The 12,162-nt window shown below is 74.9% G+C and carries 10 protein-coding genes and 1 pseudogene; 5 read left to right on the top strand and 6 right to left on the bottom strand.

Annotated elements, in window-relative coordinates; translation table 11 throughout:
- Positions 1 to 92 precede the first annotated feature (92 nt).
- The 4 genes and pseudogenes from ACFQ87_RS03645 to ACFQ87_RS03630 form a co-directional block, all read left to right on the top strand.
- Positions 93 to 1,106, top strand: a complete 1,014-nt coding sequence (locus tag ACFQ87_RS03645; RefSeq protein WP_380608909.1) for an XRE family transcriptional regulator — start codon at positions 93 to 95, stop codon at positions 1,104 to 1,106.
- Positions 1,107 to 1,300: 194 nt separating this feature from the next.
- Positions 1,301 to 1,771, top strand: coding sequence for a VOC family protein (locus ACFQ87_RS03640; protein WP_380608908.1), 471 nt, complete (start codon positions 1,301 to 1,303; stop codon positions 1,769 to 1,771).
- Positions 1,772 to 1,819: 48 nt separating this feature from the next.
- Positions 1,820 to 2,731 (top strand): pyridoxamine 5'-phosphate oxidase family protein, encoded by a 912-nt coding sequence (locus tag ACFQ87_RS03635; protein WP_380608907.1) that lies wholly within the window; start codon positions 1,820 to 1,822, stop codon positions 2,729 to 2,731.
- Positions 2,732 to 2,852: 121 nt separating this feature from the next.
- Positions 2,853 to 2,987: pseudogene (locus tag ACFQ87_RS03630) on the top strand (hypothetical protein); the annotation flags it as partial.
- Positions 2,988 to 3,184: 197 nt separating this feature from the next.
- On the opposite strand, the gene ACFQ87_RS03625 reads toward ACFQ87_RS03630, so the two are convergent.
- The 5 genes from ACFQ87_RS03625 to ACFQ87_RS03605 form a co-directional block, all read right to left on the bottom strand.
- Positions 3,185 to 3,943, bottom strand: coding sequence for a TrmH family RNA methyltransferase (locus tag ACFQ87_RS03625; RefSeq protein WP_380608906.1), 759 nt, complete (start codon positions 3,941 to 3,943; stop codon positions 3,185 to 3,187).
- Positions 3,940 to 4,917, bottom strand: coding sequence for a hypothetical protein (locus ACFQ87_RS03620; RefSeq protein WP_380608905.1), 978 nt, complete (start codon positions 4,915 to 4,917; stop codon positions 3,940 to 3,942). The genes ACFQ87_RS03625 and ACFQ87_RS03620 overlap by 4 nt, the downstream gene beginning before the upstream one ends.
- Positions 4,918 to 4,926: 9 nt before the next feature.
- Complete coding sequence (locus ACFQ87_RS03615) at positions 4,927 to 6,237, bottom strand: HTTM domain-containing protein (RefSeq protein ID WP_380608904.1); 1,311 nt, start codon at positions 6,235 to 6,237, stop codon at positions 4,927 to 4,929.
- A complete protein-coding gene (locus ACFQ87_RS03610; protein ID WP_380608903.1) occupies positions 6,234 to 6,917 on the bottom strand; it encodes a DUF5819 family protein in 684 nt (227 codons plus the stop codon). Before ACFQ87_RS03610 ends, ACFQ87_RS03615 begins: the two co-directional genes overlap by 4 nt.
- 102 nt (positions 6,918 to 7,019) lie before the next feature.
- Positions 7,020 to 8,234 (bottom strand): rhodanese-like domain-containing protein, encoded by a 1,215-nt coding sequence (locus ACFQ87_RS03605; protein WP_380608902.1) that lies wholly within the window; start codon positions 8,232 to 8,234, stop codon positions 7,020 to 7,022.
- A gap of 278 nt (positions 8,235 to 8,512) precedes the next feature.
- Here ACFQ87_RS03605 and ACFQ87_RS03600 point away from each other — a divergent pair, with 278 nt between their 5' ends.
- Positions 8,513 to 11,281, top strand: coding sequence for a SpoIIE family protein phosphatase (locus tag ACFQ87_RS03600; RefSeq protein ID WP_380608901.1), 2,769 nt, complete (start codon positions 8,513 to 8,515; stop codon positions 11,279 to 11,281).
- A 15-nt stretch (positions 11,282 to 11,296) separates the two neighbouring features.
- On the opposite strand, the gene ACFQ87_RS03595 is transcribed toward ACFQ87_RS03600, so the two are convergent.
- Entirely contained in the window at positions 11,297 to 12,058 is a 762-nt protein-coding gene (locus ACFQ87_RS03595) for a hypothetical protein (RefSeq protein ID WP_380608900.1), read from the bottom strand.
- Between the last annotated feature and the right edge of the window lie 104 nt (positions 12,059 to 12,162).

Here is a 12,162-nt window from a genome sequence, read left to right as displayed (position 1 = left end):
ATAGGGTTCCCCAAAGCTCGGTGAAGCCGCTGGCGGCGCGCCCCGGCGCCGACCCGGTGCCACCGAACTCACCTGGTGGGGAGGGTCACCGCATGGCCGCACAGCAGCCTCAGGACGCCGCGCGGCTGCGGCTGGTCGGATCGCGTACGGAGCGTCCCGACCCGCCCGCGGCCCCGGCCACGGCCCCCGCGCCGTCCGCCGGACGCCCCGCCCCGGCCGGCGGCTTCGCGGACGCCCTGCACCTGGCCATCGAGGCCAGCGGCCTCAGCCTGGACCGGATCCGCGCGGCACTCGCCGGACGCGGCGTCAGGGTCAGCGTGACGACCCTGAGTTACTGGCGCCGCGGGCGCAGCCAGCCCGAGCGGGCCAGCTCGCTGCGCGCCGTCCATCTGTTGGAGGAGCTGCTCGGCCTGCCGCACAGCTCGCTCTCCTCGCTGCTCGGCCCGCCGCGCCCGCGCGGCCGCTGGGCCGCCGCCGCCAGCATCAGCCACCTCGGGCTGGAGGACGTCTGGCCGGGCGAGCAGGAGATCGCCGCGATCTTCGCCGAGCTGGACGCCCCGCCGGCCGGCGAGCTGGAGCGGCTCAGCATCCACGACTCGTACTACGTGGACGCCGAGCGGCGCGCCAACCTGCTCCGGATGCGCCAGGTGGTGCGCGCCACGGTCGGCGGCGTCGGCCGCTGCCTGGTCGTGCACAAGGCCGACGAGGAGGCCACCGGCTGCCCGGAGATCACCTCGGTGCGGCACGGCCGGCTGGGCCGGGTCCGCCGCCGCCCCGAGGTCGGGCTGACCGTCGCCGAGCTGATGCTGGACCGCCCGCTCGGGCTCGGCGACAGCACGGTCTTCGAGTACGAGGTGGAGATCCCGCCGGGCGGCCCGACCATGGAGTACAGCCGTCGCTTCGCCACCCAGGTGCGCGAGTACGTGCTCCAGGTGCACTTCGACCCGGCGGCCGTCCCGGTGCACTGCGAGCGCTACGACCGCGAGCCGGGCGCCGACGTCGACCACCGCCGCGAGCAGCTGTGGATCGGCGCCTCGGCGAGCGCCCACGTGCTGGCCCCGGACCAGCAGCCGGGCCACATCGGCATCCGTTGGGAGTGGGCGTAGCCGCTCTCCCGCCCCGAGCCCCACAGCCCCGTCGGACCGTCAGGTCCGACGGGGCTGTCGCGTTCCCGCCCCGAAAGACCTAACCCCTTCACGCAAGAGAACTGGTTGACGCTCCATCATCTAACTTCTACTCTCATGAGTACCGGTTAGGCAGGAGCCTCGCCGGACCGCCCCAGCCACGGGAGTGACCAGGCATGTCCAGCACCACCCTGCTCCGCACCCTGCAGACCGGCCACGTGGGCCTGAACGTCACCGACCTGACCCGATCGATCGACTTCTACCGCGCCGTCCTCGGCCTCCAGCTCGCCCACGAGGGCACCGACCCCGAGCGCCGCTACGCCCTGCTCGGCCGCGACGGCCGCCTGGTGGTCACCCTCTGGCAGCAGAGCACCGGCGCCTTCTCCACCGCGGCCCCCGGCCTGCACCACCTCTCCTTCGAGGTGGAGAGCCTCGACGAGGTCCGCGCCACCGAGCAGCTGCTGCGCGAACTGGGCGCCGAGTTCGCCTACGACGGCGTCGTCCCGCACGGCGAGGGCTCGGCCTCCGGCGGCATCTTCTTCTCCGACCCGGACGGCATCCGGCTGGAGGTCTACACCCGCACCGGGGTGGACGGGACGGACGCCGAGGCACCCACCACCGACGCCCCGACCTGCGGCTTCTTCTAAGCCGACACCGAGCGCGGACCGCCACCACCGAGCCGAGGGGAGCACGCCGTGACGATCGTCAGCACGCCGTACCACGCCGGCGAGCGGGCCGCCCAGGCCCGGGCCGGCCTGACCGAACGGGCCGACCACGCCGGCCGGTCGATCCGCAGCACCGTCCCGGCGGTCGCCGCCCGCTTCCTCACCGAGCGGCGGGTGCTGGTGGTCGGCGCCGCCGACCTCGACGGCCGGATCTGGGCCACCCAGCTGGCCGGCCCGGCCGGCTTCCTGCAGGCCGCGGACGAGCGGACGATGACGGTCGCCGCAAGCCCGGCCGGGGCCGACCCGCTGGCCGAGGCGCTGGCCCGCCCGGCCCGGGTCGGCACCATCGCCCTGGACCCGGCCGGCCGCCGCCGGATGCGGCTCAACGGCCGCTCGGCGCCGGACGGCCGGGGCGGGCTGACGGTCCACGCCGAGGAGGTGGTCTCCAACTGCCCGAAGTACATCCAGCGCCGCACCCCGCTGGACCGCCCGGGCGCGGGCGCGCCCCGTGCGGTCGCCGCCGGCCCGGTGCTGTCCGTGGCGCAGCGGCTGGCCGTGGCCACCGCGGACACCTTCTTCATCGCCACCGCCGGCCCGGACGGCAGCGTGGACGCCTCGCACCGCGGCGGCTTCCCCGGCTTCCTGGAGGCGGTCGGGCAGGACCGGGTGCGCTGGCCGGAGTACCGGGGAAACAGCATGTTCATGACGCTCGGAAACCTGGAGCTGGACCCTCGGGCCGGTCTGCTGCTGCCCGACTGGGAGACCGGCGGGGCGCTGCTGGTCACCGGCGAGGCCCGCGCCGACTGGTCCGAGCAGGCCCGCGAGTCCGCCCCGGGCGCCGAGCGGATGGTCGAACTGACCGTCACCGGCGTGCTGGAACTCGTCGACGCCACCCCGCTGACCTGGACCGATCCCGAGTATTCGCCCGCCAACCCGCGCTGAGCCGCCGTCGGGTCGGTACCGGCACCACCTGCTCAGCCCCATCCGAGTGACTCGAACGGTCCGCATCCGCCCGGCGCAATCCGCCGCGCCACGCCCCGCCCGCTTTGGGACTTTGGTCCCGATGACACGCGGATGCGACCCGGGAGGGCCACTCCTGTCCCGCCAGCGCGGCGGCGCCCGGTTCCACTCCGAGGGCCCCGGCCCGCGCTGGGGCGAGGCCGACCGCAGGGCCACCCAGGCCTTCCAGCTCGCCCGGGGCTGGCGCGGCGGCGAGGCCGACGGCATCCCCGGCAAGGACACCTGGGACTTCCTGGTCAACGGCAAGGGCCGCGACATCGACGCCGGCACCCCGCTGCCCGCCCCCGCCGCCGACTGCCCCCCGTCTTCCCGGGCGCGCGGCACTTCGGCCCGGGCCCGGACACCTGGCTCAGGCTGTTCTCCTGACGCCCCTCCTCAGCGCTTGCCGGACTGCCAGTGGAACAGGCCCATCGCGACGCTGGTCGCCAGGTTGAAGCTGGACACCCCCGGCTGCATCGGTACCGCGACCAGCTGGTCGGCGCGGGCCTTGAGCTCCGCCGAGACGCCGTGCCGCTCGGTGCCGAAGGCGAGCAGCGCGTCGTCCGGGAACGGCAGGTCCCGGATGTCCGCGCCCTCCGGATCCAGCACGTACAGCGGCCCGGCGGGCAGCTCCGGCAGACTCAGCCGCTCGACGGCGGTCGCGAAGTGCAGGCCCGCACTGCCGCGCAGCACGGTCGGGTGCCATGGGTCCAGATCACCGGTGGTCACCACCCCGGTGGCGCCGAACCCGGCCGCCAGCCGGATCACCGCCCCGACGTTGCCCAGGTTGCGCGGGTTCTCCAGCAGCACCACCGGCGCCCTGCGCGGCCGGTGCGCCAGCACCGCCCGGTTGGCCTCGACGGACGGCCGGACGGCCAGCGCGATCACCCCGGTCGGGTGCAGCCGGGGCGCCAGCGTCCGCAGCCGGGCCTCGGGCAACTCCACCGCGAGCCCGTCCAACGCCGGGACGACGTCCTCGGCCAGCTCGGCGGCGAGCGCCAGCAACGCCGCCCGATCGGCCGTCAGCACCCGGCGGACGTCACCACCGAAGCGCAGCGCGTGCTTCAGCGCGTGGAACCCGTCCAACAGCACCGCCCCCCGCTCCCGCTCGGCCGTCCGCCACGCCCGCACCAGCTCCTCATCCATGCTGCTCATGCTCCCATCCACCCGACAGGCCCCCCGCCTACCGCCCCTCCGAACTCCTTCGCAGAGCCCGCTCCAGATCCCGCAGAGCCACCCCCAGCAGCCGCGTCCCCGACCGCACCACATCCCGCTGCACCCCCGCCGGCACCTCCGCCAGCTGCTCCTCCAACCGCGCCTGCGCCACCCGCACGGCCCCGAACTCCACCGGCCGCCCCGTCAACAGCGCCCCCGCCGCCAGCGCCGTCGCCAGCCGCAGCTCCTCCGCGTACTCCGCCGCGCCCGGCACGGGACCCGCGTCGGCGGCCGGCAGGTGCGCTTCCAGCAGCACCGCCGCCCGCCCGAGGTGTCCGACCGCCGCCCGGGCCCGGTCGATCTGGCGCCGGGTCCACCTGCACGGTCGGGTCCTGCCGCAACCGGCGCGCGTAGTCGGCGAGTTCGGCGTAGGTGTCGGCGAGGGCGCCCCGCTGGGCGGTCCAACTCCCGATCGGCCACAGGGTGATGACGGCGGCCTGGACGATCCCGCCGAGCGCGGCGACCAGTCCGTGGCCGAGCGCGGTGAACGCGCTGACCGGCAGCTGGACGACGATCAGCATCACCGAGAGGGTGTTGGCCGCGACCACCCCGGCGGTCGGCCCGATCGCCCAGGCGAGCCCGGCGCCGAAGGCCCACACCGCGAGCAGCACCGGGAACAGTCCGGTGACCCCGGCGGCCAGGTAGCCGAGGAAGGTGCTGACGCCGAGTCCGAACCCGGCCGCGACGGCGAGGCTGGCCCGGGGCCGGAAGCTGCGCTGGAAGGTGGCCGAGCCGGCGATGAACGCCCCCATCGCGGCCGAGGTGGCGAGCGGGACCCCGCCGAGCGCCAGGGTCGGGAACAGCACCAGCGCCACGGCGACCGCCCCGCGCGCGGCCCGCTTGGGGTCGGTGAGCGCCCGATCCAGGGTGAGTCCGGTCCGCGCGGTGTCACGAAGGGCGGCGAACCAGGACATAACGACATCCTAGGCGGCGGGCCCCCCGCGCTTGCGCCGGGTGGAGCCGATACCCCTGATGGACCCGAGGGACCTGCCCGGTCCGATCCGCCCGAGCCGCCCCGCCACCCGGAGCAGGGCGCCGGTCGGCAGGAACACCGCGTCCGCCGCGACCATCGCGAGTGAGAACACCGGCAGCCCGAGCACCACCGCGATCCCCACGTGCTCGACCATCATCACCGCCAGCAGCACGTTCTTGACCCGCCGGTTGACCAGCGTGAACGGGAAGGCGACCTGCAGGATCACCGTGCCGTACGAGATCAGGAACACCGGCAGCAGCGCCGAGCCGACCAGCGCCGACAGCCCCGGCCAGGGGCTGAAGTAGTCCAGGTGCAGCGGGTAGTACAGCGCGGTGCCGTCCTGCCAGCGCGAGCCCTGCACCTTGTACCAGCCGGCCGTCGCGTAGATCAGCACCACCTCGGCGGCGATCACCAGCAGCGCGCAGTTGTGCACCATGTTCGCCAGCGCGTCGAGCACCGCCCGCGGCTCGCCGTCCGGCCGCAGCCGTCCCAGCGCCCACCAGACCCCGGCCACCGCCCAGAGCCCCCAGAACAGCGGCGACCAGCCCAGGTACGGGAAGGCCGGGCTGGTCCAGGTCAGGCTGTCGCCGGAGAAGTCGCCGAACTGGCAGGCCACCAGTACCGCGCCGAGCAGCGCCCAGAGCCCCACCCCGGACCACTCGGACCACCCGGACCGACCGGCCCGGGCCCGCCGGGCGTCCAGCGACCAGACCTCGGCGCAGCGGGTGAAGACCAGGTAGACCGCCATCAGGTGGACGACGTTGTCCCCGCCGTCGCCGAGCAGGACGCTGCGGTTCTGCAGCGACAGCACGGTGACCAGGAACAGCACCGTGCCCGCCCGGGTCCGCCAGCCCAGCAGCACCGCCAGGGCGGCCAGCACGGACAGGTGGTAGACCAGCTCGAACCAGAGCCGCCCGCCGAACCAGGGCAGCACGGTGAACGCCCCGGTGTCGGCCAGCAGCCGCTGGGCGAGCTCCATCGACCAGGGCGAGCGGTCGCCGTACAGCACCCGCCGGTTGGGCCACTCGCGCAGCAGGTAGGCGAGCCAGACCAGCCCGAAGCCGATCCGCACCACCGCGGCCTGGTGCCGTCCGAGCACCCGCCCGGTGAAGGCCTCCATCGCCCGCCCGAGCACCGCCCCCGGCCCGCGCGGCACCACCACCGGGAAGGGCGGCTGCCCGCCCTGCCGCGGGACGCCGTCCAACAGCGGCGGCTCCGCGGCCTCCACCGACCGCGGAGCCTGCGCCGACACCTCGTTCACCCGAGCCCCCGGTAGTCCTCGTCCCCGACCGGCCACCACGGCAGCTCCCGCACCTTGGGCGCGGGCGGCGCGGCCTCACCGCTCCAGGACGGCGGCGGCACGGTGGTCGAGGTCACCCGGAACTCGATCTCCAGGACCCGCTCGCCGTCCACCTCCCGCCCGATCCGCTGCAGCGCGATCCGCTTGAGGTACTGCTCGGCGAGCCGGCCGCGCGGGTTGGTCTGCTTCTCGTCCTGGTCGTGCGAGCCGTCGTAGAAGTCCCAGGCGCGGCGCAGCAGGTTCTGGTCGGCGTGGCTGGGCGCGGGGTTGCCCCGGATCGCGGCGAGGTCCTGCGCGGTCAGCCCGGTCCAGTCACGGGTGTGGGTGGTTCCGCCGTCGGCGACGGTGCGCACCCGGGCGTCCACGCTGACGTTCTGCTGCAGCGGGTTGGGAGCGAACAGCTTCCAGTTCTGCTCGAACTCCGGGTACACCACGCCGTCGACCTGGTCCTGGTACTGCCGGGACAGCGAGTTGGGCGGCGCCACGTGCAGGAACACCGCGCTCAGGAACAGCCCGGTGCCGCCCACCAGCACCGCCCCGGCGAGGCCGAGGACGAGCTGCGCGGGCTTCGACCAGACCCTCCCCGGGCCTTCGACCGGGAGGTGCCCCCGGGAGGCAGGCCGATCCGTGGTCCCCGTCATGGCCTCCCCCGCCCGACCGACGCTCCGCCGGCCCCGTACCGGCGCGTCGCGCACCCATCCTGCCCCAAGGCCTGTCCGACGCGGCCTGCCCCCGAACGGGACCTACAGGACGAAGGCCGCCTGGCCGGTGCTGCTGACCATCGGACGGCCCGCGCCCTCCCAGGCGTACATCCCGCCGTCCACGTTCACCGCGTCCCGGCCCTGCTGGACCAGGTACTGGACGACCTGAGCGGAGCGGCCGCCGACCCGGCAGAGCACGTACAGCTTCGAGTCGGGCAGCTCGCCGATCCGGGCGATCACCTCGCCGATCGGGATGTGCAGCGCGCCGTCCACGTGGCCGGCGTCCCACTCGTCCTGCTCGCGCACGTCCAGCAGGGCGGCGTCGGCCGGGACGGAGGCGGCGTCGGTGGTGGGGATCTGCGCGAACATCGTGTGGCTCTCCTGATGGGGGTACCGCCCGGCCGGAGGCTGGGGGAAGGTCGGGTCCGTGCCATTCTCGCCCACCGGCACCGCCGAACGGGCACCGAACAGCCGTTCCAGCTCGGCCTGCTGCGCGGCGGCCTTGGCGAGCAGCTCCTCGGCGAGCTGCTCCAGTAGCCGGTCCGGGTCCTGTGGGGCGAGGGCGAGCAGCTGGCCCATCGGGGTCTGCTCCAGCCGGACCTGCTCGGTGGCGGTCTCGGCGATCTTGGCGGTCAGCCAGTCCAGCCGGCGGCGCAGCCAGCCCAGCCGGTCGGGGGAGTCGAGGGCGGGGGCGGCCTCCGGCGCGGTGGACCACTCGGCGGCCAGGCCCTCCAGCGCGGCGGCGTCCCCGTACGCGTAGGCCTCGTTGACCCGGACCAGGAACGCCACCCGGCGCTCCTGCTCGGCCGGCTCGGTGCTCAGGTCGGGGTGGGCGCGGCGGACCAGGTCGCGGTAGACCCGCTGGGCCTCCTTCCCCGGCTTCACCCGGCGAGGCGCGGCGGGCGGCTGGGCGGCCTCGGCCTGCTCCTCGCCGGACTTCTCCCGCACCGAGTCGAACAGCGCGTCCAGGTCCGGCAGCTCCTCGACCCGCTGCCGCGCCTCGGCGGCCAGTCGGACGTCCTCGGGCCGTCCGGTGCGGGCCGCGACGGCCTCGGCGACGAGTGCGTCCAGCTCGTCCAGCCGGGCGTAGAGCGGACCGAGCAGCTGGTGGTGGATCAGGGCGAAGTTGTCGATCTCGACCCGCAGCGTCTGCACGTCCACGTCCATGCTGAGCCAGGCGAGCTCGGCCGCGGCCACCCGCTCCTCCAGCTCCTGCTGCTCCGGGTCCGTCCAGCGAACGGGGCTCTGCGCGCTCACTTCTCGCCTCTGTCTCGTCCGGCCGGCAGGGTCCTGCGGAGCCGCCGCGGGGGCGGCCCGGCCTGCCACCCTACCGTCGCGCGGGCAAGCCCCGTCCGGGTGAAGCGGGGGTACGAACCGGCGCGCGGCACGCGACACGCAACCGATCCTGATGAATCTCCCCGTTTCGGTGTCGGGCCCGGCCCGGTCCGTGCTTCGCTGGTATCCGCACAGCGTGCCTTCCTCCGGAGAGACGGCCGCCTCCAGGCGTGGCGGCTAGGCGGGAGCAGACCGAATCCATGGTGGCCGAGTCCAACTCCACACCGCGTTCGGCGGGCGCCGAAACCGCGCCGGGCGACCACCCGGGCGGGGTGGCCGCCCTCGTCCGGCTCGCCCTCGTCCTGGTCGACCGGACGGGACGGATCGCCCAGTGGAGCCGGGCCGCCGAGGAGCTGTTCGGGCACCGCGCCGAGGCCGCCACCGACCGCCCCGCCTCCGGCCTGCTGCCCGCCGTGGAATCCCGGGTGCTCGGCCGCTGCGCGGTACGCCGCCGCTGCGACGCCCTCGACACCCTGGCCGAGCTGACCGCCGCCGGCCGGCCCTGGGCCGGCCGGCTCACCGTGCACGACCGCGAGGAGCACCAGCGCGACGTGCTCTGGTGGGCCTACCCGCTGTCCGGCCCGTCCGGCGGACTGCTCGCGCTGGCCGCCGACGCCCGCCCGCTGCGCACCACCGGGCCGCGGCTCGCGCTCGGCGAGCGGCTGCTGCCGTTCGCCGCCGCTCCCGCCGCCCGGGGCGGCTTCCACGGGCTGACCGCGACGCTCGCCCCCGCCGTCGGTGGGCTGCCCGAGCCGCTGGCCCGGCTGCTGCCCGCCGCCCAGCGGGCGCCGCTGCTGGAGGCGGTGGCCCACGGCGGGGTGCCCGCCCTGCGGCTGGACGCGGCCACCGTGCTGCCGGTGCTGCCCTCCGAGCCGCAGACCGGCGCCGCGCACGCCGCCGCCGGTCTCGGCCGCCGCTACCCGACGCCCCAGCAGCGCGCCGCCCGGGTCGGCCCCCCGCCGCAGCCCGAGCAGTCCGCGCCCGGCCGTCGGCCGCCCGGCCCGCTGCCCGTCCAGCGCGAGACCGTCCAGCGCGAACAGAGCGAAGAACGCGAACCGGCCCAGCTCCCCGCCGCGGTCGGCGGCGGCCCCGCGGGCGTCCCGTCCGTCCCTCCCCCCGCCTCCGGCCGGGAGATCCCCCCACCCACCGGAGGAGGAGCCACCATCGAGCAGCAGGCCGCCGTCGAGTCGTCCGCCAAGGGCCTCCCGTCCCGCCGCGCCGACCAGGCCCCGTCCGGCACCGTCCCCGCCCCCGCCGGCCCCGAGGGCCCGCCGGGCGGACAGCTGGGCCCGTTCCTCACCAACGGGCAGGCCGGCGAGCAGCTGGCCCTGCTCAACGAGGTCGGCGGCAAGGTCGGCACCACCCTGGACCTCGGCTTCACCGCGCACGAGCTGTGCCAGGTGCTGGTCCCCCGGGTCGCCGACTTCGCCTGCGTGGACCTGGTGGACGGACTGATCTCGGACTCCGAGCTGCCGGTCGCCAGGCCGGACGACGACACCATGCTGCGCCGGGTCGCCCTGGTCTTCAACGAGGCCGGCGGCGCCTGGGACCACGTGCTCTCCGAGGGCTCGCTGGTCAGCATGCCCCGCCGGACCCCGCCCGGGATGGCCCTGCAGCTGAACCAGCCGGTGCTGGTCCCGGTGGTCAGCGACGACGTCGCGGTCGACTACGCGATCGCGCTCGGCGGCGCCCGGCTGGTCCCGGTGGTTTCCGGCCGCTCGATGCTGGTGGTGCCGCTGTCCGCCCGCGGCACTGTGCTGGGCATCCTCAAGCTGCTCCGGCTGCCCGACCGCGCCCCCTTCGACGAGAGCGACGCCGCCACCCTCAAGGAGCTGGCGGTACGGGCCGCGCTGTCGCTGGACAACGCCCGGCTGCACCGCGCCGAGGCGCGGGTCGCCACCACCCTGCAGCGCTCGATGATCCCGACCCGCCCGCCGCAGATCCCCGGCGTGCAGATCGCCCACCGCTACCTGCCGGGCGATCCCAAGGCCGAGGTCGGCGGCGACTGGTTCGACGCGATCCAGCTGCCCGGCAGCCGGGTCGCCCTGGTGGTCGGCGACGTGATGGGCCACGGCATCCATTCCGCCGCCGCGATGGGCCGCTTCCGCACCGCGATGCAGACCCTCGCCGCCCTGGACCTGCCGCCCGGCCAGCTGCTGCGCCACCTGGACAACCTGGCCCACAAGCTGGGCGACGACCACCTGGCGACCTGCCTGTACGCGGTCTACGACCCGATCAACCGCACCTGCGAGCTGGCCAGCGCCGGGCACGTCCCGCCCGTCCTGGTGCATCCGGACGGCACCGGCGAGCTGCTGGAGATCCCGGCCGGCGCGCCGATCGGCGTCGGCGGGGTGCCGTTCGTCGCCAAGACCATCGACGTCTCGGACGGCTCGATGCTGGTGCTGTGCACCGACGGCCTGGTCGAGGTGCGGGGCGGGGACATAGGAGCCGGCCTGGCCGCGCTGTGCGGCAACCTGATCGACCCGCAACAGAGCCCCGAGCAGGCCTGCGACGAGGTGCTGCGCCGACTGCACACGGACGACCGCAAGGACGACGTCGCCCTGCTGGTGGCCCGCTTCGACGGGGTCGCCCCGTCCGAGGTGGCCACCTGGGACCTCACCGTGGACCACCGCGAGGTCCGCCGGGCCCGCTCGCTGGTCCGCGAGCAGCTGGCCGCCTGGCACCTGGAGGCGCTCAGCGACACCACCGAGCTGCTGGTCAGCGAGCTGGTCACGAACGCCGTCCGGGTCGCCCGGGACACCGTCCAGCTGCAGCTGATCCGGGTGGACAAGCTGCTGGTCGAGGTCAGCGACGACAACCACAACCTGCCCTCGCTGGAACCCGCCGAGCAGCTCGGCGAGACCGGCCGCGGCCTCACCCTGGTCACCAAGCTCGCCGAACGCTGGGGCACCGCCCGCAAGGCGGTGGGGAAGGTCGTCTGGTTCGAACTCCCCCTCCCGCACGCGTGACCGATGAAGCGGTCGTCAGGGGATGACGGCCCCCGCCGGACGGCGCCGCCCGGCCTCCACCGCGACCTCCCGGGAGGCGACCGTGGCCACCGAGGTGGCCGCGCCGACCCCGGCCAGCACCCGCGGCCAGAAGTCCCCGAAGACCTCGACCGAGACGGCGATCAGCAGCGCGGTGACCACCGCGACCACGTGCTCCAGACCGGCCAGGTTCGGCAGCACGATCGCCTCGCCGACCATCAGGGTCACCACCAGGGCGGCCGTGAACCAGGCCCGGCAGCGGAACGCGATGCAGATCGCCAGCGCCACCACCGCGGCCGACGGCCCGGTGTCCCGCACGTAGGCGACCCACTTCGGGAAGCCGAACAGGTGGCCCGGCCCGATCGCCACCCCGACCCGGGCGAACAGCGTGCCCGTCATGGTGCAGGCGTAGGCGACCACCAGCGTCATCCGTCGGCCGAGCACGACCTCGGCGATCGCGAAGACCACGAACACCTGGGCCAGCGCCCCCCAGACCGGCAGGTCCAGGGCCGGCACGTACAACGACAGCGGGGTCCGCAGCAGCGAGACCTCCAGCGGCAGCGCGGCCCGCACCACTCCGATGTGGTTGACGAACCGCTCGCCGCCCGGCAGGTGCTGGACGATACTGAACAGCAGGATCAGAAACGTCGCCGCCGTGGCCAGCGGAAACGCGGCGAGCTTCTTTCGCACCACCGCGTCCCTGACCACCGCGTACAACGCTCCCCACTCGGCGACAGCGGCCGTTCTGGCTAGCGCCACCGGCCCCTTTCGCACGCCCCCCGCGTGGGTCCTGTGAATCACAACGTTTCTCCTGAATCCCCGAACTTCTCAACCACTCCAACATTAGAAGCCAGTTAACAAAT

The organism is Kitasatospora sp. NPDC056531, assembly GCF_042794375.1.
Lineage (GTDB): Bacteria > Actinomycetota > Actinomycetes > Streptomycetales > Streptomycetaceae > Kitasatospora.
This window is presented reverse-complemented; position numbering and strand designations above follow the sequence as displayed.